At 56.3% G+C, this 23,758-nt stretch carries 24 protein-coding genes; 8 read left to right on the plus strand and 16 right to left on the minus strand.

The genetic code is table 11. The annotated features are described in order from the left end of the window. Positions 1-19 precede the first annotated feature (19 nt). Together metA and HKD40_RS08125 are read right to left on the minus strand one after the other, a co-directional pair. A complete protein-coding gene (metA, locus tag HKD40_RS08120) occupies positions 20-931 on the minus strand; it encodes a homoserine O-succinyltransferase (RefSeq protein ID WP_169195228.1) in 912 nt (303 codons plus the stop codon). Between the two features lie 69 nt (positions 932-1,000). Further along, a complete protein-coding gene (locus HKD40_RS08125) occupies positions 1,001-1,867 on the minus strand; it encodes an ATPase (protein WP_169195229.1) in 867 nt (288 codons plus the stop codon). A gap of 234 nt (positions 1,868-2,101) precedes the next feature. Here HKD40_RS08125 and HKD40_RS08130 point away from each other — a divergent pair, with 234 nt between their 5' ends. Beyond that, positions 2,102-2,938, plus strand: a complete 837-nt coding sequence (locus tag HKD40_RS08130) for a flagellar hook basal-body protein (protein WP_169195230.1) — start codon at positions 2,102-2,104, stop codon at positions 2,936-2,938. A 139-nt stretch (positions 2,939-3,077) separates the two neighbouring features. Here HKD40_RS08130 and HKD40_RS08135 read toward each other — a convergent pair whose 3' ends face one another. The 4 genes from HKD40_RS08135 to HKD40_RS08150 all read right to left on the minus strand — a co-directional run bounded on the left by HKD40_RS08135 (position 3,078) and on the right by HKD40_RS08150 (position 7,188). Continuing rightward, positions 3,078-4,694 carry a hypothetical protein gene (locus tag HKD40_RS08135; RefSeq protein WP_282567885.1) on the minus strand — a complete coding sequence of 539 codons (1,617 nt, stop codon included), beginning with the start codon at positions 4,692-4,694 and terminating at the stop codon, positions 3,078-3,080. A gap of 582 nt (positions 4,695-5,276) precedes the next feature. Further along, positions 5,277-5,744 (minus strand): hypothetical protein, encoded by a 468-nt coding sequence (locus HKD40_RS08140; protein ID WP_169195232.1) that lies wholly within the window; start codon positions 5,742-5,744, stop codon positions 5,277-5,279. After that, complete coding sequence (locus tag HKD40_RS08145; protein ID WP_169195233.1) at positions 5,741-6,064, minus strand: rod-binding protein; 324 nt, start codon at positions 6,062-6,064, stop codon at positions 5,741-5,743. The genes HKD40_RS08140 and HKD40_RS08145 overlap by 4 nt, the downstream gene beginning before the upstream one ends. Further along, entirely contained in the window at positions 6,064-7,188 is a 1,125-nt protein-coding gene (locus HKD40_RS08150; RefSeq protein ID WP_169195234.1) for a flagellar basal body P-ring protein FlgI, read from the minus strand. The genes HKD40_RS08145 and HKD40_RS08150 overlap by 1 nt, the downstream gene beginning before the upstream one ends. Before the next feature lie 247 nt (positions 7,189-7,435). On the opposite strand from HKD40_RS08150, the gene HKD40_RS08155 reads away from it, so the two are divergent. Beyond that, entirely contained in the window at positions 7,436-7,855 is a 420-nt protein-coding gene (locus HKD40_RS08155) for a flagellar assembly protein FliX (protein ID WP_282567886.1), read from the plus strand. Positions 7,856-8,021: 166 nt separating this feature from the next. Then, positions 8,022-8,438: an RNA polymerase-binding protein DksA gene (dksA, locus tag HKD40_RS08160; RefSeq protein WP_169195236.1), complete on the plus strand. Its 417-nt coding sequence runs from the start codon at positions 8,022-8,024 to the stop codon at positions 8,436-8,438. Positions 8,439-8,544: 106 nt separating this feature from the next. On the opposite strand, the gene HKD40_RS08165 is transcribed toward dksA, so the two are convergent. From HKD40_RS08165 to flgF, 8 genes are all read right to left on the minus strand, one after another. After that, on the minus strand, positions 8,545-8,958 hold the full coding sequence (locus HKD40_RS08165) for a curlin (protein ID WP_169195237.1): 414 nt from the start codon (positions 8,956-8,958) through the stop codon (positions 8,545-8,547). Between the two features lie 177 nt (positions 8,959-9,135). After that, a complete protein-coding gene (gene csgH / locus HKD40_RS08170) occupies positions 9,136-9,516 on the minus strand; it encodes a curli-like amyloid fiber formation chaperone CsgH (RefSeq protein WP_169195238.1) in 381 nt (126 codons plus the stop codon). 61 nt (positions 9,517-9,577) lie between these two features. Further along, positions 9,578-10,012 carry a curlin gene (locus HKD40_RS08175; RefSeq protein WP_169195239.1) on the minus strand — a complete coding sequence of 145 codons (435 nt, stop codon included), beginning with the start codon at positions 10,010-10,012 and terminating at the stop codon, positions 9,578-9,580. A gap of 171 nt (positions 10,013-10,183) precedes the next feature. Next, positions 10,184-11,680, minus strand: coding sequence for a carboxypeptidase M32 (locus tag HKD40_RS08180; protein ID WP_169195240.1), 1,497 nt, complete (start codon positions 11,678-11,680; stop codon positions 10,184-10,186). A gap of 192 nt (positions 11,681-11,872) precedes the next feature. After that, positions 11,873-12,619 carry a flagellar basal body L-ring protein FlgH gene (flgH, locus tag HKD40_RS08185; RefSeq protein ID WP_169195241.1) on the minus strand — a complete coding sequence of 249 codons (747 nt, stop codon included), beginning with the start codon at positions 12,617-12,619 and terminating at the stop codon, positions 11,873-11,875. Between the two features lie 16 nt (positions 12,620-12,635). Continuing rightward, the gene (gene flgA / locus HKD40_RS08190; RefSeq protein WP_169195242.1) at positions 12,636-13,583 is read right to left on the minus strand and encodes a flagellar basal body P-ring formation chaperone FlgA; all 948 of its coding nucleotides are present in this window, start codon (positions 13,581-13,583) and stop codon (positions 12,636-12,638) included. Positions 13,584-13,597: 14 nt separating this feature from the next. Beyond that, a complete protein-coding gene (flgG, locus tag HKD40_RS08195) occupies positions 13,598-14,383 on the minus strand; it encodes a flagellar basal-body rod protein FlgG (protein WP_169195243.1) in 786 nt (261 codons plus the stop codon). A gap of 15 nt (positions 14,384-14,398) precedes the next feature. Continuing rightward, entirely contained in the window at positions 14,399-15,139 is a 741-nt protein-coding gene (gene flgF, locus HKD40_RS08200; protein ID WP_210257057.1) for a flagellar basal-body rod protein FlgF, read from the minus strand. Positions 15,140-15,415: 276 nt separating this feature from the next. Here flgF and HKD40_RS08205 point away from each other — a divergent pair, with 276 nt between their 5' ends. The 5 genes from HKD40_RS08205 to HKD40_RS08225 all read left to right on the plus strand — a co-directional run bounded on the left by HKD40_RS08205 (position 15,416) and on the right by HKD40_RS08225 (position 21,950). Further along, positions 15,416-15,895 (plus strand): flagellar basal body-associated FliL family protein, encoded by a 480-nt coding sequence (locus tag HKD40_RS08205; RefSeq protein WP_169195244.1) that lies wholly within the window; start codon positions 15,416-15,418, stop codon positions 15,893-15,895. A gap of 146 nt (positions 15,896-16,041) precedes the next feature. Beyond that, positions 16,042-17,085, plus strand: a complete 1,044-nt coding sequence (fliM, locus tag HKD40_RS08210) for a flagellar motor switch protein FliM (protein WP_248305977.1) — start codon at positions 16,042-16,044, stop codon at positions 17,083-17,085. Further along, entirely contained in the window at positions 17,085-17,528 is a 444-nt protein-coding gene (locus tag HKD40_RS08215; RefSeq protein ID WP_169195246.1) for a DUF6468 domain-containing protein, read from the plus strand. Before fliM ends, HKD40_RS08215 begins: the two co-directional genes overlap by 1 nt. After that, positions 17,525-18,448: a hypothetical protein gene (locus HKD40_RS08220; RefSeq protein WP_169195247.1), complete on the plus strand. Its 924-nt coding sequence runs from the start codon at positions 17,525-17,527 to the stop codon at positions 18,446-18,448. Before HKD40_RS08215 ends, HKD40_RS08220 begins: the two co-directional genes overlap by 4 nt. 232 nt (positions 18,449-18,680) lie before the next feature. Then, on the plus strand, positions 18,681-21,950 hold the full coding sequence (locus HKD40_RS08225; RefSeq protein ID WP_169195248.1) for a hypothetical protein: 3,270 nt from the start codon (positions 18,681-18,683) through the stop codon (positions 21,948-21,950). Between the two features lie 246 nt (positions 21,951-22,196). On the opposite strand, the gene fliP is transcribed toward HKD40_RS08225, so the two are convergent. Then, positions 22,197-22,982, minus strand: coding sequence for a flagellar type III secretion system pore protein FliP (fliP, locus tag HKD40_RS08230; protein ID WP_248305967.1), 786 nt, complete (start codon positions 22,980-22,982; stop codon positions 22,197-22,199). Next, a complete protein-coding gene (locus HKD40_RS08235; RefSeq protein ID WP_169195249.1) occupies positions 22,951-23,619 on the minus strand; it encodes a flagellar biosynthetic protein FliO in 669 nt (222 codons plus the stop codon). Before HKD40_RS08235 ends, fliP begins: the two co-directional genes overlap by 32 nt. Between the last annotated feature and the right edge of the window lie 139 nt (positions 23,620-23,758).

Here is a 23,758-nt window from a genome sequence, read left to right on the forward strand (position 1 = left end):
ACGAGGGCCCCTTTGGATCTTATGCGCCAATCTCGTCGAGATTGTATGGCGTGGATTGGTAGATCTCGTTGATCCAGTTCTGGAACAAGAGATGCCCGTGGCTACGCCAGATATTGCGCGGCGCTTGGGTCGGATCATTGTCCGGATAAAGATTGGCCGGCGGCGGGGTGTCGAGCCCCTCCTTGATATCGCGCTCATACTCATCGGCTAACGAGCGATTGTCGTATTCGAAGTGGTTGAGGAAATAGACCGCGCGCTGGTTTTTGTCGCCCAGCATGCACAGGCCAACGTCTTGGCTATCAACCATAATCTCAAGGTTATCACCGAGCGTGCTGCGGTCGATATCATTGTAGCGCGAAACGGGCACCATCAGATTATCGGACATGCCGCGCAGGAATGGCGAACGCGGAGTGATCACTTGATGCTCGTACACACCAAACGACTTCTTCTCGGTGCGATAGCGACGGGCACCATGGAAGTGGTGCAGCGCGGCTTGAGCACCCCAGCAGATAAACATGGTGTGGTGCACATTGGTGCGGGTCCACTCCATAATTTCGAGCATTTCTGGCCAGTAGCGCACTTCCTCAAACGGCATATGCGCAATCGGCGCACCCGTGATGATGAAGCCGTCGAACTTCTTGTTCTTCACCTCGTCCCAGGTTTGGTAGAACGAATTGAGGTATTCTTCCGAGGTATGCTTGGACTGGTGCTCGGTGATGCGCACGAGCGACAGGTTCACCTGCAACGGCGTCGAGCCGATAAGGCGCGTGAACTGGGTTTCAGTTCGCTCCTTATTCGGCATCAGATTGAGCAGGCCGATTTCAAGCGGACGGATATCCTGACGCGCAGCGCGCGAGGAATCCATGACATAGACGCCCTCGTCTTCGAGGGTCTTTCGGGCAGGCAGCCCGTCTGGAATTCTAATAGGCATGGTGGCCTCTTATTCGATGCAAGGAGAGAGCGTTTCGAGCGGAGCGCGCGTCACCACGGGGTGCGCGCGCTAGCGCATTCGCTTCTCAATTGCGGCGGCCACCAGATCGATAAACTCGTCGCCATCGCGGACAGTGGCCAAGTCCGAAGCTTCGATAACATAGCCGAAATTGTCCGCGAGCGCTTGGTAGCGCGGCAGACGATCATGGAGCAGAGCTTCAAAGCCCCAGGCTCCGAACCCGGCTGGGTCGACATCGCAGTCGTCCATAACGCCGTTGATCAGCTTATATTCGGCCCATTTCTCAACGAGAAACTCGGGGCGATAATACATGGGCTTCGGCGACTTTTTAAACCGCTTCACCAGCTCGATCGCATCCTTGTCGGTGCCACGGATGTAAATAAGCGCCGTGTGCGCGGCCAGCGTCTTAACCACCGGGTCTTCGGCATTGGTTGGGTCGATCACTTCGATCAGCGAGCCGCCCGTGTCTGCAATAAAGTCATTGTAGCCGTACAGGGCTTTCGCACGGTCGAAGAAGTAGGGAACGTCCTGCAGCGCCGCGATTTCCGCTACGCGATGTTGCTCTTGGCGACGTTGATATTCCGCCAAGGGCAATCCACCCCGCGTTTCATCGCCCGGCGTGCCGAGATAGGTCGAGAGCGGGTCGAGATTGTCGAAGGTGATGTTGGACGAGATGTAGATGGAGTCCGAGCGCAGCAGCTGCGCGAGGAACGGCACCTTCATCGCCTCGTGTTTGAAATTGTCGACGATAAACTCGACCATGTAGCGCGTGCCAATGCGGTAGTCGGCCGAATAGTGGAACCAGCTATTGTCGCGCAGCATATTGCTCAGACGAGTTTTGCCCACGCCTGCCATGCCAAACACGGTGATCGCGCGTCTCGGGGCCTTCACAAATTCATCGGCGCTGGAAAACAGCATTTGGGCAGTCTCGTCGTTAGATAGATCGGTTCGATTTAGCTGATGCTCTGTGGTTTCACAAGCAAGAGGCAAAAACTGCCGGTTGGAGTGGATCGTTTTGCCGTGGCTGCCAAGTTTATTGTGACGTAAAAGTCAAAATCGTTAATAGATTCAACGTTCCAAGTAAGTGTCATCCGTCTTGCTTTGTTATCGCCAAGTGAGCCCAGTTGGGCGTGAGGTTGGGCGGAGCGAATAATGGGTATATATGGTGCACTTTCTACTGCGGTTACTGGGTTGCGCGCTCAGTCTCATGCACTAGAAAATATATCAGGTAATATCGCAAACTCTCAGACTGTTGGTTACAAGCGTATCGACACGAGTTTTAAGGATCTGATCGCAGACGCGCCAGTTCGTGCGCAAATCCCTGGTGCGGTGCTTGCTCAGTCGCAATCGACCAATAATCAGCAGGGCGATATCCAGACTAGCTCCAACGAGACCTATATCGCTCTGAACGGTAATGGCTTTTTTGTTGTTGAGCCAAAGATTGGTCAGGCTGATGGTTCGCCGCTCTTTGCGGGCACCAATAACTTCACCCGTCGTGGCGATTTTGAGATCGATAAGGACGGCCTTCTTGTCAATGGCGCGGGCTACTACCTGAAGGGGTTCCCGATCGATACCGCCACTGGGAATATCTCGGGCTCTGTGCCGAGCGTGATTTCGATCTCAAACGCCTATTTGCCCGCCAATGTGACGCGTTTAATCAACTACCAGGCGAACCTTCCACAGGTTCCCAAGACGGCCAACTACAACGCTGCATCGCCAAATAGCGAGCTGATGAAGACTTGGTCCTATACTGGAGTTTCCGGTAGTCCTGCATATCCGCGTACGACAAACGGTGCGACCATTTCCGATTTTGCGACGAGTGTCCCTGCTCGTGCAGTCGGCGCGCAGACCTATGTCGGAACAGCGGCGGCAAATACCATTGCCAATGACGGCGATCTGCTGGCCGTGACGATGCATGGCGCCACCTACAAACCTGCTGTTCGCTCCGACCGGTACGACGCCTGGCGTTGGCGAAATCCTGATCGATAACACTGGTACGGTCGCTGATGTGGTGGGCCGAATTCAGACGGCACTGCGCACGGCGACGGGTGAGCCGACGGTTTCGGCTCAACTGCGCCATGGCGCGATGGTGTTGTCCGCTGGGGATGGCAATACGGCAGACCTTACGTTAGCCACGACACGCGCTGCTGGCGGTGCAGTCGTTGGTGGCATGCTTGGACTTGGCGACGGGACGAAAACTGCCCAGACTGGGGGGGCTGTGACTTCGGCCACAACGCCAGGTTATATGGCCGTCTCTCATGGTCAATCGATGGAAATCAACATCGGTGGTCTGGTCCGCAAGTACACGTTTGATGCTGTTGGTGGCATGACCGCAGGTACGGGCGAGGCGATCATCAATTCCAGTAAGACACTGGATGGCATGCTGGCGGATATTCAGACGGATCTGCGGGCGAACTCCGGGTTCCAAGGCACTGATGGTGACATTGAAGTCGTCATCAACGGCGATGCTGTACAAGGCGCCAAGAGTCGAGCCGCCGACGATATGATCCCGTAGCGCTGCCTCCACGTCAGTGGACGTGGCATCGGCAGTAAGCTCGACCTCTTCTTCGCTGGTCCCGATGTCGATGGTGAGGGTTTGTCCAGAGGTCAGCTCGCCAGCACTGTTCGTGAGTTGGAATGTGGTCTGGGCGGTTGAGGCTGGTTGGTAGTCACTGTTGAGACGGAACGTTAGGCTTGCGGGACTTGCCTCGACGCCTGGATTGGAGGGTGTGACACCGGTTATGGTCGGTGGGTTTGCGCCATGTGTTAGGGCGGTCAGCGTGATTTGCTTCGTGTCTTCGTCGACATCGACGCTGTAACCGCCTTCAACGCTAGCGATACGGAGATTTTCGACAAATTGCGAGAACGAGCCGCCAGTTGTGATGGTTTGTCCGCCCGCTTCGATAGCCGTTGAAACGTCAGAATAATTGAAACTGGTGCTGCCTTTGATGGCTTGGGTGACGCCTGTTTCAGGATTGTTATCTGGGTCGAGGTTGATTGTCGCTGCGGGGTCTTTGGCTCTCACGGTCTCGATGATGATCTTGCCATCAAAGGGCGTGCTCGCGGCTCCGATCGACACCGTATATTCGTCCTGAGTATCCTCGTGACCGTCGAGTGCGAGCCGGATGTTTTCAGCCACACTTTCAGCATCGGGTGTCGCGCCAGTTACGGTGACACTCTGTCCGGCAACTGAGAAGGTGTCGCCAGTCTTGAAGCCAGCGTCCGCACTGATGATGGCGCGCGCGCCTGTGCCAGCACGTGCGTCGGATGCAATTACGGGACCGCGATAGGAGGTCGCGGCTATCGTCTGGACAGTGGCTTTTTGCCCGTCAACCGTGGCAGTCGCTAGGCTAAGCTCGCTGACTGTGTCGCCGAGCTGTCCTCCTTTTAAGCGCAATACGGATGCGTCGGTTACATCGAAGGACTGCGTCTGGAACGATTTATCCTGGCGGGCCTGCGGCAGGGTCGACTGCATGGACTCCAAATTCTTGGTCAGAGCAGTCAAGCCATTGTTAGCGGCCTCGATCACTTTGATGCCGGAGGCCATAGAGTCGAGAAGATTGCTCATATCAGCCGCGCGGCTATTCAGCGCTGAGGCCGTGAAGAAGTTGGAGGGGTTGTCCAGAGCGGAATTGACCTTGTTGCCTGTCGCCAGGCGCTGTTGGGTCTTCTCCATCAGTTGAGCGGTATTTTGGAGGGAAAGCAGATTCCTGCGAACGGCTTTTGATAAAGAAATGTCACTCATGATCAGGCCACTTTCTAGGGTACGCTTGAGATACCTCTTCCTGAGGTGCGCTCATGCTGATCTTGAGGGGCGTAAACTGGGCTTAAGAGCCGACTACGGTGTTCCGCTTACACCGCGGTCACAAATCAAATCAAATTTCAGATAAAACGTTGTCGGCATATCGAGTTAAACGAGAATGTCTCTTAAGCGCATTTGTGGTGCATCGGGAGACGAGGGGGCGCTGGACTGTGCGTATTTCCGCCGTTCGCCCGTCATTCTCTGCGCGAGCAATGATGTGGTGAAACCAGCTTCTCCATCGAGAAGAGGTCGGCCTAGCATCTGGCCCACAGGAGTTGACTGCGGAGGATTGTGCCTTAGTCCCGTACTTTCCGTGCGTGGACCGGCGTATCGACTACTGCTCGCCGCCTGATGTTCAATCAAGCGCTGCCGCTGATCTGGATTGGTTGTCGTGCCCGTAGAGCCGCGAACGACAATGGTCGAGGCCATCGTGATCTCCAATGCTGCCTACTGCACCAGAAACGTATGGCTAGGTCATTGGTTGCAAAACCTATTTGCAACCAATGTATGGGAGGCGGCTCGACGCTAGAGTGCGCGGTTGACGGCGATGCCGCGCGCAGCGCTTTCTGGATCGAGTGTGATGGTTCCGCTCATGTCATAGGTCCGGGTACGTTCCTGCTGACCAACGGCTTTGGACACGTCGGTTAGCACATCTTCGGTGACGGATTTTGCGGTCGCGAGAACGCGCAAGTTCTCGGCCATTTGTGTGGCCAAGCTTTCGTGGCCATTTTGCAAACGACGCAATGCATCTGGCGCTTCAGCAACGATACGGGCGTTCTGGCGCTGGATAGCGCGCGCAAAGCCAACGTAGTCCTGCGCGAGGGCAGTCTTCTCTGGCGTGAGCTGACCGGCTTCGCGCAAGTGACCGGCACGGAGCAGCGTGGTTTCTTTGTTCATCACGTCGACCAGTGACGACAGAGAGGCCTCGGCGCGTACGCAGAGATCGAGAGGATCTAGGCTGTCTAATTCTGCCAAACGGGACGCTGCGGTCATTTCTGGTAGGCTCCGATGCCGGAAACAATATTGATTGGGTTAGAATTGGCTTCTTGCTGGCTCAAAAGCTGCGCGACGATCTGATCAGCGAGACCAATTCCACCGTTTTGAGCGATGGCATTGGCGAACTCTTCTGCTTGCATGCCGCGCCAGGTATCTTCACCGAAGCTGCCGCCGCCCATGCCTTCGTCGCTTTGTACGGTTTCGAACATGGCTTTGGTCAGCTGGGTCAGGAAGACCCCTTCAAGCTCTTCGGCCTGCTGGCGGAAGGCTGCGTACTGAGGACTTTGCTTGAGCGTGGAGTTGGTAATCGCGTCCATTAGAGCACCTGAATTTCGGCTTGAAGTGCGCCAGTCGCTTTGATTGCCTGAAGGATGGCGATGAGATCTCGAGGGGCAATTCCAAGAGCGTTTAGGCCATCGACGAGTTCTTGCAGGGTCACGGACTGGTCCACCACTTGGAGCGCAGAGTCCGTTTGGGTGACCTGCAGATCGGTGTTGGGTTCAACAGCGGTTTGTCCATCTGAGAACGGGGCAGGCTGCACGACCTGAGGGTTTTCAGCGATAGTCACTGTCAAATTTGACTGTGCAACCGCTACGCTGGAGACGCGAACGTCCTTGCCGACAACAATGATGCCAGAGTTTTCGTCGATCACGATCTTTGCTGACTGGTCGGTCTGCACGATCAACTGCTCGATATCGGTCAGCAGGTCCACGATGTTGCCGTTGAAGCCCGGTGGCAGCGTTAGACGCACGGTTGATGGATCTTCAGGCACCGCAGTTGGCACGCCGATGAAGTCGTTGACCGCCAAGGCGATACGACGAGACGTGGTGAGGTCGGGGTTGCGGAGAGCCAAGCGTACAGAGTTTTGAGAGCCAAGATGGAAATCGATCTCACGCTCAATCAAACCACCAGAGGCGATACGGCCTGTGGTTGGTACGCCTGAGATAACACGGGCAGCGTCGCCAGTGGCTTCAAAGCCGTTGATCAACACCGGGCCCTGCGCGATGGCGTAGACTTCACCGTCGGCGCCAACGAGAGGGGTGACCAGCAGGGTGCCGCCTTGGAGGCTCCGCGAGTCGCCCATGGCAGCAACGCTGACGTCGATGCGCGTGCCCTGTGTGCCGAATGGCGGCAGATTGGCTGTGACCATGACCGCTGCTACGTTCGCAGTACGCACGTTCTCGCCCTGCGTATTCACGCCCATGCGTTCGAGCATCGATTGCAGAGACTGCTTGGTGAATGGGGAATTGTTGAGCCTGTCGCCGGTGCCATTGAGGCCGACAACGAGGCCATAACCCACGAGTTGGTTCTCGCGGATGCCTTCCATGTCGACAATGTCTTTAATGCGCGCAGGGGCGGCGGTTACGGGCGCAAGTGGGCTCAAGGCCAAGGCGGCGGTGAGTGTTGCGGCTATAATCGATCGGACCAGACGGTACTGCATTTCATTCCCCGAGGGTTGGCGCCGTGCAAGATCTGCGGAGCCAGTCGGAAAGGTAAATGCGAGAACCGTGCCAGTTTATGTTTTTGCCCTCTATCCATATGTTTCTAAAGAGTAAATGGTTCGTGCTCGGGCGGTTTATTCGCCATTTGAGAAGGTGATAAGCAATTCTTGCCGAGCATTTTAACCATTCGTTAACTGCTGTGGGCAGATTTTGCCGGTGTAGGTTTCGTCACGGTGAGTCATTCGCTTGCGCATCGAGGGTTCAAATAGGTCTGGGTCTGTGTCCAACCGCGGCGCTTTGTCGAAAGCGGGGGCGGGCGCTGTTTTTGCTCCGACCGGTCAGGGCGGTGTGGGACGGATTAAACAAGCGCCTCCTGCTTCTGCAGTGATGGGCGTTGGTTCAATTCTGGCGCTGCAGGGCATTGGTGACGTTAATGAGGGCCGCCGTCGCGCAGTTAAACGTGGGGCTGCTTTGTTGGACCTACTTGAGGGTATGAAGGCAGACCTATTGTTGGGTGATGTTTCACCGTCTCGTTTAGATGCCATGAGCCAACAACTCTCAACGTTGCGCGATAAGGTTGACCCAGATCTCGATGCTGTTCTGGATGAAATTGAGCTCAGAGTACTCGTTGAATTGGCAAAGTCTGGCCGTTTCCCGACACTTTAGTTCGGGTCGGGATGTTATATTTTCCCTGATTTTCTAATGGTTTTGCGGTGATCGGCATTGTCCTGCCGCCGGTCATCATGCTCGAATCTGCTTTGTATGCTTGCGGGGTTCGACTCAGCCGAATATATAGGCCGCCCATAAGAGCGCATTGGAGTTGAGTCTGCTGATGTCTTCGGTTGAACTTACGGACTATCGACCCAGCGAGGACGAGCCTTTCATGAACCCGCGCCAGCGGGAGTATTTTCGGGCGAAGTTGAACGCTTGGAAGGATGAAATTTTGCGCGAAAGCCGCGCAACGCTCGAGACCTTGCAGGAAGAGAGCCAGAACCATCCTGATATGGCCGATCGCGCCAGTTCAGAGAGCGATCGCTCGCTTGAGCTGCGTACGCGTGATCGACAGCGTAAGCTGATCGCCAAGATCGACTCGGCGCTCAAGCGCATCGATGATGGCACTTATGGCTATTGCGAAGAGACTGGTGACCCTATCGGCATAGCGCGCTTGGACGCTCGTCCGACAGCGACCTTAAGTCTTGAAGCTCAAGAGCTGCACGAACGCCGCGAAAAGGTTTATCGCGACGAATAAAGAATTTTACAGAAGCCCGCAGAGATGCGGGCTTTTTTGTTTCTGTCCGCCAAACAGCAAAAAGCGGAGCCGGGGCTCCGCTCTTGGGTCGTGCTGATGGAGGGCCTTAAAAACCGAAGACGGTGGTGATGCCCGATTGGCCATCTCCGTTCTGCAGGCACTGACCGTTGGTGGCATTGCCGAACTGGAATAGGCCGCAGCTATTGCCATAGCCGTTCTGGTGAATAGTGCCGTTATGGCCATTCCCTTCTTGCCAGATCAGGCCGTGATTGCCAGAGCCGTTCTGCGAGCCGCCTGCGGCATTGCCCGAGCCGTTCTGGTAGACATTTGCGCCGGTGCCGGACATGCCCTGAAACAGCGAGACGAGCTGGAGGCCGACGCCAAGCGCTTGGGCCTGGTCTGGGTCGGTTGGGGCGAAGCCAAACGAAATCTGACCTGCGGCCTGTGTTGGTGCGGCGCTAAGAGCCAGAATAGCGGCTGTTGCGGTGGCGGCGATGATCTTGGTGAAGGTCTTGGTCATTTTAGTCTCCTCAGTGTTTGCGTTCCCAGTGCTGGTGTTCCAGCTGATGAGACGAGATTAGCGAGGACCAACTGAACGGCGCAGGAAGAGCTCGTTCAGACAGCGTTAATCATGTCGAATTTGAAATAAAAATACCCCGGACGAGGCCGGGGCATAAAAGCAATAGCGTTCAAACGATTAGCTTTGGTAGCTGATGGTGTTCGAGCAATCATAGGTCACGCCCTTGGCTGTGATAGTGAAGTCGATGTTCAGTTTGGCATCGGCACTGACCGTCACTTTGCTGATGGTGATTGTCTGTGCTTTGGGGGCAGTGAAGCCGCCGCCCTGGTTGATATTTGTCGAGCCCGACCCGCCTGATCCCTTCATCGACAGGCGATATTCGCCGCTGATGGTCTCGGGGCTAAAAACAACGGCTTCAAGCGATTTCATGCCGCGTTCTGTGCTGGCATGGATGCCGCAGCTGATGCCGGTGTTAACTGGTGGCTGGTTGGCAAAGGCGCTCGCGGCAACACAGCCAATGACGGCTAGGGTCGCGATGCGGATAACAGAGTGTGTCATTCTTTCCTCCTCAAAAGCATGAGGGCCGACAGCGCCGGCCCAATTCATTGGTTTATCGGTGTTATGGGCAAGCCTGCACAAAGGCGCTGACATTGTTCGAGCCGTGCTGCACGACATTGGCATTGCAGCCATTGCCAACCTGCACGCCTGCGGCGACGTTGCCATTACCGTCTTGTGTGATGACGCTGGTGTGGTTGGTGCCGAACTGGCCGACGCCCGCCTGATTGTTCCAGCCCTGCTGAGAGATGTCGCCGTAGTTGTCGTAGCCGTCCTGACCGATAGCGGACACATTGTTACCGCCGTTCTGCGAGCTAACCGCCTCATTCCAAGCGCCGTTCTGGTAGCCTGCGAAGAAGTTGTTCCAGCCAGTCTGACCGCCGCCAACGGCATTGCCGTAACCGTACTGTGAGATCGAGATGCCATTTGCCATGGCGGGAGCTGCTACGGTTGCGAGTGTCGCTGCGGCGATGGTGGTGATGATGAAAGTGCGGATCATTTTAGGTCTCCTCGTTTTGCGACCCCTCCGGTCGCGTTGTTGATGGGACCTTTTTACGAGGGCGATTTGGAACGGCCGCTGAAGCGCAAATTCAGAAATCATTCACCCAAGAAAAAAGTCGGCGAGGGTTTCGCCGACTTCTGGCTCTGATATTTTCGCGCGGGCAGGGCGTTAGCCTGCGTAGCGGCTCTTTAGGTGTGATTTGAAATAATCTGCATTGAGCTTTTCTCCCGTCGCCTTGGTGATCAAGTCAGGCGTCGAATAGCGGGAGGCTTGGCTCCAAATCTTGTCTGCCCGCCATTGATTGATCGCCGAGAAGTCGCCTTTGGCAATGTCGGCGCTCATATTGGGCAGGTCCTTGCGCATAGCGCTGGCCAGTTGTGCGGCTGTCATGGCGCCCAGCGTATAGCTCGGGAAATAGCCAAAGCCACCGCTCGGCCAGTGAACGTCCTGCATCGGTCCGTCCTTGGGGTTGTCTATGGTCGAGAGGCCTAAGTAGTCCTGCATCTTGGCGTCCCAAGCCTCGGGAATATCTTTCACCTGCAGCGTGCCTGCAATCAGCTCCTTCTCCAGGTCGTAGCGGAGAATGACGTGGAGCGGATAGGTCACCTCGTCGGCGTCCACGCGGATATAGCCACGCTCCACGAAATTCACTTCGGTTAGAACATCGTCAATGTCCCAACCCGGCAGCGCGTCTGCGCCGAGGTGTTGAGTGACGAGTGGCATGGCGAATTGCCAGAATTCAGGGCTGCGGGCGAGTTGCATTTCCACGAACAGGCTCTGGCTTTCGTGGATTCCCATGCCGCGCGCCTTGCCAAGCGACCAATGCGACCAGTTCTTCGGTAGGCCTTGCTCGTAAAGCGCGTGGCCGGTCTCGTGTAGAACGCCCATGAGTGAAGTCAGGAATTCGTCCGTGCGGTAGCGTGTGGTCATGCGGACGTCGGTCGGTACGCCGCCACAGAAGGGGTGATGCGATACGGCAAGTGAGCCGTGATTGAAGTCAAAGCCGACCGCCTGCATGGCCGCAAGGCCCAACTCGCGCTGTTTCTCGATTGAGTATGGGGCGTTGAGCGCCTTGCGTGGTCGCTTGGCGAGGCGGGCCTCTTGGGCGTCAAGTGCGGTGGGAATGAAGGCCTTGAGGAAGTTTTTGAGATCGGCAAATACAGCGTCGATATCGGCGGCGCGATTGCCCGGGTCGTATTTGTCCATCAGCGCATCATACGGCGCTAACCCGGTTGCTTCCGAACGGAGTGCAGCTTCCTCACGGGCAATGTCGACCACGCCCTGCAGTGCAGGTTCAAACCCCTTCCAGTCGCCCTTAGCGCGCAGCTCGCGCCAGAGCTGTTCAGAGCGCATGCTGGCGCTTGAGGAGCGTTCAACGAACTCCGTCGGCAGGCAGGTCGCCTTTACATAGTCGCGCTCAAACTCTTCGACGGCGAGCCGTTGGTCGGCAGCGAGGTCCTCGGCCTTGGCGGTTTCAATCCAGTCGCGGATATGTGGGGCAGTGGCTTGGGCGTGGTGCATGCCCGCAAGGGTCGAGACGGCATCAGCGCGCTTCTCGCCGCCGCCAATGGCCATATGAGTTGCCTCATCGGCGCCCAGAATGGAGAGGGCGTGTTCAAGCGCTTCGAGCTTGCGGCCCAGATCGTCAAGTTTGGCAAAGGTCATGAAAGGCTCCAGTGTTGGCCAAGCATTTTCATATGCTGAGGCTGGCATCAAGAGCGGGGGCGCTGGGCAAAAAAGAAAAGGCGCAGCCGGGGAAGCTGCGCCTTGGGATGTCCAAACTTACAGATTGGACTGGCCTGACATGCGGCAGGCCGGGGATTGACAGTGTCCGGGGAGGACACTGTCGGGGATGGATTAGAACGGCAGGATGGCGTCGAGGACCTGCTGGCCATAGCGAGACTGCTGGACATCGGTGATCTGTCCGCGGCCACCGTAGGAAATGCGGGCTTCAGCGATTTTGGTCGATGGGATCGTGTTATTGGCCTGAATGTCGGATGGGCGAACGATACCGGCGACGATGAGGTCGCGGACTTCAAAGTTGACGCGAACTTCTTGACGGCCCTCGATCACCAGATTGCCGTTTGGCAGAACCTGCGTGACGACAGCTGCAACTGAGGTCGTCAGCGTTTCCTTGCGGTTGACTGAGCCCGAACCGGTGTCGCGCAGGCCCGAGTTGAAGTCGACAGCGTTTTCCGCATCGATCGGGACGGTGCCGCTTGCAAAGGCAGTGTTCACTGCGGAGCCAAGAATGCCGCCCATGCCAGCGCTATTGCTCGAGTTGCGAGCGCGCTGCGTCTGGTTGTTGAACTGCGCGTTGTCGTTGATCGTCACCTGTACGGTAAGGATATCGCCGACGCGGTGGGCACGTTCGTCCTTGAAAAAGCCCTTGGCCGAAGTGCGGTAGAGAGAGTTCGGCTGATAGGTGTCAGCGAGCGGCTCGGGCATCGGCATGCGCACAGGCTGGTAGCCCGCGGTCGTTGTTGGATCGGCGATTTGCGTGAGCGCTGGGGCCTGGCCAACCTGCGCGAGCTTATCGGTGGTGGCGCATGCGGCAAGGGATGCTGCGAGGGCAACGAAAGTGATGGTTTTGGTGAAGTTCATTTTCATCTATCCCGAATTAGAGGCCGGCAATATTCATTGGTGCGGTGGATACGGCCACGGCCCCGGGGGAGATTGCGGTGGCGCTGATGATGCGCCTAGAAGCTAGATTAAGGACTTGTACTGCCTCGCCTTGGGCAGCGCTGGTGATGGCTTGGCCTTTTACGGTCAAAGTCATTGGGCCCTGATTGAAGACGATCGTAACGAGGTCGTTCTTGGCGATTGTCAGCGGCACGCTAACATCGGTTGCACGCAGCAGCATGCCGTCGCGGCTTGGACGGTTGAGCGCCTTGCCGATAAGCTGATCATAGTGGGGAATGCCCTGAGCGTCGGCCTGCTTGACAGAAATCGGGCGCATAGAAATATGCTCTGGTGCCAGAACTGCCCCTGCGGGGAGAGCCGCGACCAAGTGCGGTGCCTCGATCAGCAGGTCCAGCGTGCCTGACAAGGTGAATGCGCTGCCGACGCCATCGATGATGTAGCGCGCTGTGAAGCTGCTGCTGCCCGGCAGGTAGCGCAGGGCATCCAGCTTGGCGGGCTGAAAGCTATCGGCAGCCTTGATTGGCTCGAAGCCTTCGTTGAAATGGGCCTGCACCTGCATTTGGCCGGTAACGACACCCTTCTGGCGCAGGTCAGCTTCAATCAGCTCCGTGAGCATCGCTTGGTCTACAAGGCTATAAGATCTTGAGACCCGCACCTGCTCCAGTCCATTGGTATCAAACACGGGAACGCCGATACGCTTGGCGGCTTGACGAACGGTGTTTACGTCGACATCGCCAGTCGTTCCTGGGTTGGGCGCACGGAACAGCGCTTTTTCTGCGTCTGCTCCGGCGTTGTCGAACATATCGCCAAAGGTCACGATGGCGCTCGATATCGTAACGTCGGACTTCATAAGCGGCATCGCAAAGGCGCAGCTGCATGAAAGCGCGACACTCAATGCCAAGGTAACAGAGCGAAGTGCGGACATTCCCGTGATCCTCATTAGGTGAGCTGGCTAGTCGCTTGCATCATTTCGTCAGCGCCAGAAATGACGCGGGCGTTCATTTCGTACGCGCGCTGCGCTGCGATCAGATCGGAAATTTCGGTCACCGAGTTGACGTTTGCCATTTCCAAATAGGCCTGCATCAAGTCGCCGTACCCATCGACGTTCGGAACGCTGATCTGCGCTTCGCCGCTGGCCGCGGTTTCGAGGAAGAGGTTGTCGCCCATCGATTCAAGGCCAGACTTGTTCACGAAGCGAGCAAGCTGAAGCTGGCCGAGTTGGGTTGGAAGGCCATCTGTACCGATAAAGGCTTCGATGGTGCCGTCTGGCGAGATCGAAACGCTACGAGCGTTGGCTGGGATGTTGATGCCCGGCTGAACGAGGTAGCCATTGGAGGTTACGAGATTGCCTTCAGCATCCCGTTCGAACGAGCCGTCGCGGCTGTATGCGGTGCGGCCATCTGGCAGGGCGATCTGGAAGAAACCTTCGCCGCGGACAGCGACGTCGAGTTCACGCTCAGTCGGGTTGACCGAACCCTGGCTCATCACGCGTGGGGTCGCCACGGTGCGAACGCCCGAACCGATTTCGAGGCCTGCCGGGATCATGTTGCCCTGGCTTGAGGTCTGCGAGCCGGCGCGGCTGATTTGTTGGTAGAGCAGGTCCTGGAATTCTGCGCGCTGGCGCTTGTAGCCAGTGGTGCGCATGTTCGCGATGTTGTTTGAGATGACTTCGACGTTGCGCTCCTGAGCGCCCATGCCGGTCGATGCGATATATAGTGCTTTCATGGCAGGCTCTCCGAATTATGCTTGTGCGCTTCCGAGACGCTGGATGGCGTCACGGCGCATGTCGTCGTGTTTTTTGGTAAGGCTTGAGATGCTCTCGTAAGAGCGCGTGATGCGGATCATGTCGGCCATCTCGGAGATGCCCGAGACGTTGGAGCGTTCGAGGTAACCTTGCATAGCAACGGTCGTTGTTGCTTCGAGTGGGGTGCCACCAGCGAACAGATTGTCGCCCGAGCGTACGAGCTCTTCGGTGTTTGCGAACTCAACGATACGCAGCTGACCCTTAACACCGGCGCTGGACGATACGGTGCCGTCTTGGCTGATGGTGATGCCGATCTCTTCAGGGCCAAACTGGAACTGGCCGCCAACGCCCATAACTGGATTGCCCGACAGGTCGACCAGGACGCCAGTGTTGCTCAACTGGAATGACCCTGCGCGGGTGTATCGTTCACCTGCAGGCGTTTCGACAGCAAAGAAGCCTTCGCCATTCAGCGCTACGTCCAGGTCGTTGCCGGTGTTCATGAAAGCGCCAGCGCTCATGTCATGAACTGTGGCCCAGTCCTGAACGTAAGAAAGAGGCTGATCGAGTGTGGGGAAGTCGTTGTGGCGCGCGACTGGCATAAGGTATTCTTCGAAGAGAATATTCTCTCCTTTGAACCCTGTCGTGTTGATGTTGGCCATATTGTTGGCCATCACATCCATGCGGCGCTGCAGTGCGATTTGCCTCGACAGGCTGATCAGTTGTGCGTTTTCAATCATTTAGATCCCCGTTAGTCCCGAAGCCTTACTTCCCCAAGCAGGGCCTCGCCGTTAACCTTGCAGAAACCATGCCAACTGATTGGCGCTAGCGTTTCCAAGGGTTTGGTGACTAACGTGTGTGAAAATCTTGCCGCTAAAGAACTATCACCTAGGTAAAACTTACCCGGCAAAAAATGCCGGTTTAGAGGTTTGTTAAGGTTTCGTTAACCACCTGGGCATTAGCTGAGAGGGCATCCGGAATCGTCTTGTGATGCAGACTTTTGGTAGGGCAAAACTATGGCTGCGGAAGCTGAAATTGGTACAGACGCGCCTGTAAAGAAGCGCCCCCCGAAACTCTTGATTATTATCGCTGCGGCGATTTTGGCTCTGCTGCTTGGCGGTGGTGGCCTCTACTTCTTCCTGAGTAGCTCAAATGGCTCAGCTCAGGGTGAGGCGCCCGTAGTTGCACGAGACACCTTCATTTTTAACCTGCCACCGATGACCGTGAATTTGAATTCTGCGGGAAGTGGTCCGGCCTATATGAAGCTGTCGATCGCGCTTGAAGTAGCCAATGAAGAAATGATGACGCAGATTCAGCCGCGCCTCGCGAAGGTTGTCGATGCGTTCCAAGTCTATCTGCGCGAGCTGCGTAAAAGCGATCTAGAGGGCTCGGCGGGCATTTATCGTCTCAAGGAAGAACTGTTGCGTCGCGTTAATCTGGCCATCTATCCGGCTGAGGTTGAGAGCATTCTCTTCAAAGAAATTCTGGTGCAGTAATGGCTGGTCCGGGCGACGACGATAAACTCAACGACGAATGGGGCCTTGATGACCTGGACAGTCTGTCCACGCCACCACCGCCGCCTTCTGACGAAGATATGACTGAAGAGCAGCGCGCTGCGGCCGCTGCTGCTGAATGGGCCGCAATGCTTGAAGCTGCGGCTGGTGAGCCAGACGGTGGTGTTGATCGCGTTCTTAATCAGGACGAAATCGACAGTCTCCTCGGTTTTGATGCGAGTGCGGGCAGTGATGTTGAGCTGACAGGCGTTCAGGCGCTTATCAATTCGGCTCTGGTCTCCTACGAGCGCCTGCCGATGCTTGAAATCGTCTTCGATCGCCTTGTGCGCTTGTCGACGACTTCGCTGCGCAACTTTACGTCTGACAACGTTGAAGTGACCATGGACTCGATCTCGTCCGTGCGCTTCGGCGACTATCTGAACTCCATTCCGCTGCCGGCCATTTTGTCGGTCATCAAAGCGGAAGAGTGGGAAAATTATGGCCTGCTAACGGTCGACTCCAACCTCATCTATTCGATGATTGATGTGTTGTTGGGCGGGCGTCGTGTAGGTGGCAATATCCGTGTTGAGGGGCGGCCTTATACAACGATCGAACTGGCGTTGGCGCGCCGGATGATCGAGGTCATTCTTGAAGATACGCATCGCGCTTTTGAGCCGGTAACGCAGGTGAATTTTAAGCTTGAGCGCATGGAGACCAATCCGCGCTTTGCTGCGATTTCCCGTCCGGCCAATGCGGCCATTCTGATCGAACTTCGTATCGAGATGGATGATCGCGGCGGTAAGGTTGAAATCCTGCTGCCATACGCGACCATCGAGCCTATCCGTGATCAGCTGTTGCAGATGTTCATGGGTGAAAAATTCGGCCGCGATCCGATCTGGGAAGGTCACCTCGCGTCAGAGATTTATCAGGCCGATGTTGAAGTGGAGGCGGTGCTGCATGAGCAGAGACTACCGCTTGCCAAGGTTCTCAACATCAAGCCTGGCCATACATTGATGTTTGACCGCACGCCGAGCGACCCGATCCGGTTGCGTTGTGGTGATGTCGAACTCACCGAAGCCATCATGGGGCATATCGGTAACCAAGTATCGGTGCGCGTCGCGCGCCCGTTAAATCCGCCAAAGGTCACCATGGCCGCCTTTGAAGCTATTGATGAGAAGATGGAGCAGCGCTGATGTTCGGCCTACCACTGGGTGTGATCGTTGAAGGGTCTGTCGCTGTACTTTTGCTGCTGACGATCGGTTACTGTGTCGTTCTGAACCAGCGCCTGAAGCGTTTGCATCAGGATCGTGACGCGCTTCGTCAAATGGTTGCAGATCTTGTTGCTGCGACCAATCTCGCCAATCAGGCAATTAAAGAGCTGAAGGGTACTGCGGTTGAGGCTGACAACCAGCTTTCCTCGCGTCTGCAGGAAGCTGAGCGTTTTGGCATCGAACTGGCGAACCACGTTAATGCCGGTAATGTTCTCATGGAGCGCATTGCCCGTATCACAAGTGTTGCTCGCAATGCTCAGGCTGAAGAGCCTTCTGTGCAGGTTGAGCAGCCCGTGGCCAACAAGGTGCAGTCGGCACTTGATCAACTGCAGGCTCGCGTTCGTAACCGTGGAGTCGCTGCGTGACTAAAATCCGCCTTCTCCCAGTTGTTATTGTTTCAATCTCGGCGCTTCTGGTCTTCAAGACTATTGGGCTTGTAAGCTCAGGCGGCTACGTCTTGACTGGAGTGTCGGGGGTGGCTGCAGCTGATGGTGAAGGCGCGTCTACCGCGCTTGGAACAACCTTGGCCGATCAGACTGTTACCCTCTCTGATCAGCCGACGATTGACGATATGTCGCCGACTCTCGCTGACGGTGCTCCAACTATGGCTCCGTCGGGCACTCCTACCGGCGAAGCTGCGGTTACCGATCTTACCTTGTCGAACCCAGTCGCCTTGGATAACGCATGTGCTCCAGTTCCGGCAGATGGGTCCGAAGACGCGGCTCCTGGTGCTTTGCTAGTGATTTCGGCAGATTGCCCGCCAATGCTTGATGCAAAGGCGCAGTTGTTAACGCCAACTGGTGCCGTGCCGCTGGTTGATGGCGGTGTACAGAGCACCGAAGGCGTGATCACTGAGCGTTTGACCGAGCGTCGCACCGAGCTCCAGACTTATGAGCAAGAGCTCGCTATGCGTGCGGCACTTGTTGAAGCAGCTGAAAAGCGCATTGAAGAGCGTCAGCAGACCTTGCAGTCCATCGAGACCCAAATCTCGTCCTTGGTGGAAGAGCGCAAGGCTATGGAAGAAGGTCAGTTCGGCGCTCTAGTCGCTATGTACGGCACCATGAAGCCGAAGGATGCTGCAGCTATCTTTGATGAGCTGGATATGGAAGTCCTGTTCCGCGTGGCGAAGATGATGACGCCGCGTAAGATGGCTCCGATTATGGCTGCGATGACGACTGCGCGTGCCCAAGAGCTGACCGTGCGCATGGCGACGGATACCACTGAGCCAGCTGAACAGATGTCAGTCGACGATCTGGCTGCTTTACCACAGATTGTTGGTCAATAGCGGTGAATGGCTTAGGCTGCTGTTAAGTAGCGCTAGGTAGATATAACAGGCCCGTCGTGTATGCGGCGGGTCAGTTATGGAAAGCCTCGCGTTCATGAGGTGCCTGGCAGTAGCCTTGTTCATGAACGCGTTTTGGCGTCGGACGGGCAGAAGGCCGGTGAAGAGCGCTATTAAGAAGAGTCCCAAGGGGACGAAGTACCTCCTTTTAGCTACTGTGGCTTTAAGCTGCCAAATGGTAGCTTCTTCCGCATGGGCCCAAGAAAAGGGGCAGTTATTCGCCACTGAAGAAGATGGCTTTGCCCGCCTCATACTCAGCTTTCCAAACTTGGATGCATTGCCTGCATACTCGATGAAAATCGATAATGGCGTGCTCTCGATTCAGTTTGAAGAACAGGTCGATTTAGTGCTGCCCGATGTCGGCACCACTATGCCAAACTACCTTTCTGTGGCGCGGGTCGATCCCGACCGACGCGGTCTGCGAGTTGGACTAAAAAATACCTACCACTTCAATCACATAGAGGCGGGCGAGAAGCTTTTCGTCGATCTCATGCCCTCCAGTTGGCAGGGGATGCCGCCACCACTCCCGCAAGAGATTGTGGACGAGTTGGCCGAGCGTGCCCGCCAGGCTGCGGTGAAGGCGGAACAAGACCGTAAGGCCCGCATGGCTGCGGAGCTCAATCCAACCGCTAAAGTGCGCATTGGTAATGCCGCTACCTTTACACGTATTCAATTCGACTGGTCCGTGCCCACTGACGCTAACTTCGTTCAGAAAGGCGAGCTGGGTGCTATCAATTTTGAATGGCCAGTTGAGATCGATGTTTCTCAAATTATCGACCAACTCCCCGAGCAACTGGCCTCGATTGCTACGGGCTATTCGCTTGACGGTTCGGTCGCGTCACTCCGTTTCGCCGAAGGTGTTGAGCCTCGGTTCTATGCCATTTCGTCCAGCCAGTATGTCTTGGATATCGACACGGGTGGTATTGATCTGCCTGCGTTGACGGCGACCGCGCTCGCCGATGAGGCGGCAAAAAATGCGCAGGCAGAGGCGGAGGCGTCACGTCCGCCAGAGCCGACTATCTCGGCGTTGCAGGCAACTCCGGCCGAGACGATCACGCCGTATGTTAACGTGCTGGGCAACACGGTACGTGTCGTCTTTCCGTTTGAGAGAGATATTCCGGCGGCGGTATTCCGTCGCGGCGACAGTGTGTGGCTCATTTTTGATACCGTCTCGGGCATAGGTACGCCGGCGTACTCATCTGACCTCGAGGCTATTACCGACGACTATGCTGTGTTGACATCTGGTGACACGCAAATCGTCCGATTGGATCTTTCCCAGGAGCGCCTCGCGACTATCGGCTCGGAAGGCATGGCATGGGTATTGTCGCTTGGTGACATGATGCTGAGCCCGACTGAGCCAATGGCACTCAGCCGTCGTCGCGACGATATTGGATCGTTCGAAATGGTGGCTGATATCGCGCGCCCGGGACGTATCCACCAGTTTCAAGACCCGATTGTGGGCGATACGCTATCCGTCGTTACGGCCTATCCACCAGCGCGCGGTTTAACGCGCACACTGGACTATGTTGATTTCACTGCACTGCGCAGTGTGCATGGTCTGGTCGTCAAGCCGAAGTCGTCCACTGTGACGGTTGCGCTTGAGGATAGTTATGCGGTTGTCTCCGAGGCGACTGGATTGACCGTTTCGGCGCTTGATACGCTCCGGAATATCGGAACGACCAGCGAAGTCATGGACCGCAGTGGGTTTATCGATTTCGGTACGCTCGAACATAAAGATCCCTTCGTGTTCACCGAGCAGCGCGATCGACTGGAAATGGCTGCGGCATTGACGCAGGGCGCGGAGCGTGACGCGGCGCGTCTTAACCTTTCGCAGTATTACATCGCCAACCAGTTCGCAGAGGAAGCTCTTGGGGTCATCCGTCTGCTTGAAGAGGAACAGGTCGACGAGGCGTTGACCCGCGAGATGCGGACGACGGCTGCTGTAGCGAACATCCTTGCTGAACGCTCGCTCGACGCGCTCAACGTTCTAAATTCGCCGTCGCTCGACCAAGATATCGACGCCAAGTTCTGGCGCACTATCGCGCGAGCGAATGCGGGTGATTTCCGTGGCGCGCGTTCCGATGCACTCGATGCTCAAGCCGTGCAGCAGAATTATCCCGAGTGGGCTCGCCGCGAGTTTCAATTGGCGACAGCACGCGCTGCGGTAGAGGCAGAAGACCCTGTGCTCGCAGAATCTGTGCTGGATGATTTAAACTTTGCGCTGCTGCCTGAACAGATGGCGTCTAATTATCTCATCGCCACTGCGCGCATGGCAGAGCTTAAGAACCGCCCTGAAGAAGCGCTCGATATCTACGGTCAAGTCATTGCTTCGGAGGTGCGTCCGAGCCGTGCGGAAGCTGTATATCGCACGCTGCTATTGCTCGATAAGCAGGGGCGGCTGGACCTTGCAAAGGCAACAGAAACGCTCTCGTCGGAGATCATGCTTTGGCGTGGTGACAGGCTAGAAGCGGACATGCAGGCGCTGCTAGCAAGCTTGTATTTCCGTAACGGGGATTATCGCCTCGGTTTCGAGGCGGTGCGTAATGCGATCTCGCATTACAACGAGAGTCCAACGCTTAATGCGCTCCGAGACGAAGCGCAGGAGACGTTCAGCGATCTCTATCTCAATGGTGTGGCCGACTCCATCGGCCCGATCGAGGCCCTGAGCATATACTACGACTTCCAGCACCTGACGCCGCCAGGCGCGCGTGGTGACGAAATGATCCGCAATCTGGCGCGTCGTCTCGTGCGGGTGGATTTGCTTCCCCAGGCAGCCGAACTCTTGCGGTATCAGCTGGATAATCGACTTCGCGGCGCTGCGCGTGCTCAGCTGGGCACGGACCTTGCTGTGATTTATCTGGCGGACCGTCGTCCGCAGGATGCCATGCGCGTCTTGAACGATACGCGATTGCCAGACCTGCCGGATAGCCTGCAGCGCCAGCGCCGCATTCTGGAGGCGCGCGCCATGATCGATGCTGGGCGCGATGTTCTGGCGCTCGATCTTGTCCGCATGCTGAGTGGCAAGGATGTGGATATGCTCCGCATTGATGCGCATTGGAAAGCGAAGCGTTATTCGCAAGCGGGCGAAATGATCGAAGCCATTTATGGTAATCGTCCCGAAGGCACTCCGCTCGATGCGGCTGCGCGTCTGAACCTGGTGAAGGCGGGCGTTGGCTATGTTTTGGCCAACGATAACTATGGTGCATCGCGTCTACGGACAAAGTTCAGCGATGAAATGGTCGGTGCTCCAGAGTGGGCGATGTTCGATTATGTCACTGGCCCGATCCAAGCGAGCTCGCTGGAGTTCAAGAAAGTTGCGGCTGAAATTGCTGCGATTGATAGTCTCACAGCATTCCTGACCTCTTACCACGAGACCTATGGCGGGGAGGGGGCCTTGACGCCTGCTACCGCTACCAAGGTGGATGCAGGAATGGCGTCGCGCTAAACGAGCGACCTTGAACCAGTAACGCCGCGGCCTCAATCCAGGCCGCGGCGTTTTCATTTTGAGCGCATAGTTAGGCTTTTAGGGCGGCGAGCACGTGCCTCCCTTTGATGTGCTCCAATATGAGCAGATAAGGCGCCGACCAGCGCTAAGGCTGTGACCGTGCCGTCGGTTGTTTGACACAGGAAATAAAAAACGCCGCGGCTTTCAGTGAAGCCGCGGCGTTACAAATTCCAAGGTTCGGCTTGGCTACGTGCCAAAACTTCGAACAAGTGACCCGGCAACGAGATACCAGCCGTCGACCAGTACGAAGAAAATGAGTTTGAAGGGGAGTGAGATCGTTACCGGCGGCAACATCATCATACCCATGCTCATCAGAACTGAAGCGACCACCATGTCGATGATGACGAAGGGCAGGAAGAGTAGGAAGCCGATTTCAAATGCCCGCCGCAACTCAGAAATCATAAACGCTGGCACGAGCAGATGCAGAGGAATTTCTTCTACGGTTTCAGGGACTTCGGCTGACGTTAGGTCGTAAAATAGAGAGAGGTCTTTGTCGCGCACGTTGAAGCGCATGAACTCGTGGAGCGGTGCTGCACTTCTCTCGAAGGCCTCGGCGACCTCGATTTCACCGGCCATCAGTGGCGCTATGCCCTGGTCGTAAGACTGCTGCAGCGTCGGTTGCATGATGAAAAGTGTCAAGAAGAGCGCCAGCGAGATCATCACTGAGTTCGGCGGCGCAGTCTGTAGGCCAATGGCTGTGCGGAGAAGGGAAAGTACCACAACGATGCGCGTGAAACTCGTCACCATGACGAGGATCGAGGGCGCTAGCGATAGCAGTGTGATCATGCCGATCAGCTGCACAGCGCGTTCCGTGAGGGTCGTTTCGTCCCCGAAGTCTATCGAGACGTCTTGAGCGTAGCCTGTGGATGTCGCGGCAACTAAAAAGCTGCCAGCGAAGATCACTGGCAGCCAGATTTTCCATCCCCAGCTGCGTGCTGGTTTAGCTGCGATTTGCATCTTTTTTAGTGTCATTATCAAGCGACGCATTCCCGCCCAAATCGGTGTCAGCGCCTTCTTTATCTGAGTCGACAGCCTTAACGGTCGAATAATCCGAGGTTTGCGACGTGGAATCTTCGTCTCCCTTGCGGACAGGGCGCAAAAGACCGGTGTGGCGCAGCGACACATGACCCTTCTTGTCCGATGGGTGACCTGCACGTTGCAACTGCTCAAGTACAGTACCTGGCGCGGCCGTCACTAGAGGCTCCGGAGAATCGGTCTGTGCGACATCCGGCGATGCTGTTGGTTGGGCAGGGGGTGTCATTCGGCGCCCGGCTGAAGGTGACAAGCCGCGTCGCGAAGGGACCGCGACTGGGTGTTCAGGCGCCGAAAAACCCGCTTCTACGACGATGTCCTGGGTGCCACCAATGAGGATGAGATGCTCGACATCGTCACGGCGCACAATGAGCAATTGTCTTTTCTGATCAACATTTAACGTGTCGATGACGGCGAGTCGCTTGTTGCGACCGCGTACTGCTTTGCCTGATGCATTGCTGATGAACTTGAGTAGCCAGCTTACCAGCAGAATAAGGACGAGGACGATGGCAAGCGCGAGCACGGCGGTAACCACCGTATTGCCGCTGCCTCCGAAGAGGCTGGTGATAAACTGCAAGGTCGAAACTCCCATTTTGTCAGGCACGTAAGGCGATAGTCCGATTTGTATTTAAGGGCAAGATCGGCCTTTTGATGGGTAATTATTGCCGCATATTGCTGTCAGCAAAGCATTTTGCGACCAAAATTAACCATTTGTT

The organism is Devosia sp. MC1541, from assembly GCF_012847305.1.
Lineage (GTDB): Bacteria > Pseudomonadota > Alphaproteobacteria > Rhizobiales > Devosiaceae > Devosia.

Excerpts from the sequence above, each read along its gene's own strand:
- metA (WP_169195228.1), bottom strand. The coding sequence starts at position 931 with ATGCCTATTAGAATTCCAGACGGGCTGCCTGCCCGAAAGACCCTCGAA.
- HKD40_RS08125 (WP_169195229.1), bottom strand. The coding sequence starts at position 1,867 with ATGCTGTTTTCCAGCGCCGATGAATTTGTGAAGGCCCCGAGACGCGCG.
- HKD40_RS08130 (WP_169195230.1), top strand. The coding sequence starts at position 2,102 with ATGGGTATATATGGTGCACTTTCTACTGCGGTTACTGGGTTGCGCGCT.
- HKD40_RS08135 (WP_282567885.1), bottom strand. The coding sequence starts at position 4,694 with ATGAGTGACATTTCTTTATCAAAAGCCGTTCGCAGGAATCTGCTTTCC.
- HKD40_RS08140 (WP_169195232.1), bottom strand. The coding sequence starts at position 5,744 with ATGACCGCAGCGTCCCGTTTGGCAGAATTAGACAGCCTAGATCCTCTC.
- HKD40_RS08145 (WP_169195233.1), bottom strand. The coding sequence starts at position 6,064 with ATGGACGCGATTACCAACTCCACGCTCAAGCAAAGTCCTCAGTACGCA.
- HKD40_RS08150 (WP_169195234.1), bottom strand. The coding sequence starts at position 7,188 with ATGCAGTACCGTCTGGTCCGATCGATTATAGCCGCAACACTCACCGCC.
- dksA (WP_169195236.1), top strand. The coding sequence starts at position 8,022 with ATGTCTTCGGTTGAACTTACGGACTATCGACCCAGCGAGGACGAGCCT.
- HKD40_RS08165 (WP_169195237.1), bottom strand. The coding sequence starts at position 8,958 with ATGACCAAGACCTTCACCAAGATCATCGCCGCCACCGCAACAGCCGCT.
- csgH (WP_169195238.1), bottom strand. The coding sequence starts at position 9,516 with ATGACACACTCTGTTATCCGCATCGCGACCCTAGCCGTCATTGGCTGT.
- HKD40_RS08175 (WP_169195239.1), bottom strand. The coding sequence starts at position 10,012 with ATGATCCGCACTTTCATCATCACCACCATCGCCGCAGCGACACTCGCA.
- HKD40_RS08180 (WP_169195240.1), bottom strand. The coding sequence starts at position 11,680 with ATGACCTTTGCCAAACTTGACGATCTGGGCCGCAAGCTCGAAGCGCTT.
- flgH (WP_169195241.1), bottom strand. The coding sequence starts at position 12,619 with ATGAACTTCACCAAAACCATCACTTTCGTTGCCCTCGCAGCATCCCTT.
- flgA (WP_169195242.1), bottom strand. The coding sequence starts at position 13,583 with ATGTCCGCACTTCGCTCTGTTACCTTGGCATTGAGTGTCGCGCTTTCA.
- flgG (WP_169195243.1), bottom strand. The coding sequence starts at position 14,383 with ATGAAAGCACTATATATCGCATCGACCGGCATGGGCGCTCAGGAGCGC.
- flgF (WP_210257057.1), bottom strand. The coding sequence starts at position 15,139 with ATGATTGAAAACGCACAACTGATCAGCCTGTCGAGGCAAATCGCACTG.
- HKD40_RS08205 (WP_169195244.1), top strand. The coding sequence starts at position 15,416 with ATGGCTGCGGAAGCTGAAATTGGTACAGACGCGCCTGTAAAGAAGCGC.
- fliM (WP_248305977.1), top strand. The coding sequence starts at position 16,042 with ATGCTTGAAGCTGCGGCTGGTGAGCCAGACGGTGGTGTTGATCGCGTT.
- HKD40_RS08215 (WP_169195246.1), top strand. The coding sequence starts at position 17,085 with ATGTTCGGCCTACCACTGGGTGTGATCGTTGAAGGGTCTGTCGCTGTA.
- HKD40_RS08225 (WP_169195248.1), top strand. The coding sequence starts at position 18,681 with ATGGTAGCTTCTTCCGCATGGGCCCAAGAAAAGGGGCAGTTATTCGCC.
- fliP (WP_248305967.1), bottom strand. The coding sequence starts at position 22,982 with ATGACACTAAAAAAGATGCAAATCGCAGCTAAACCAGCACGCAGCTGG.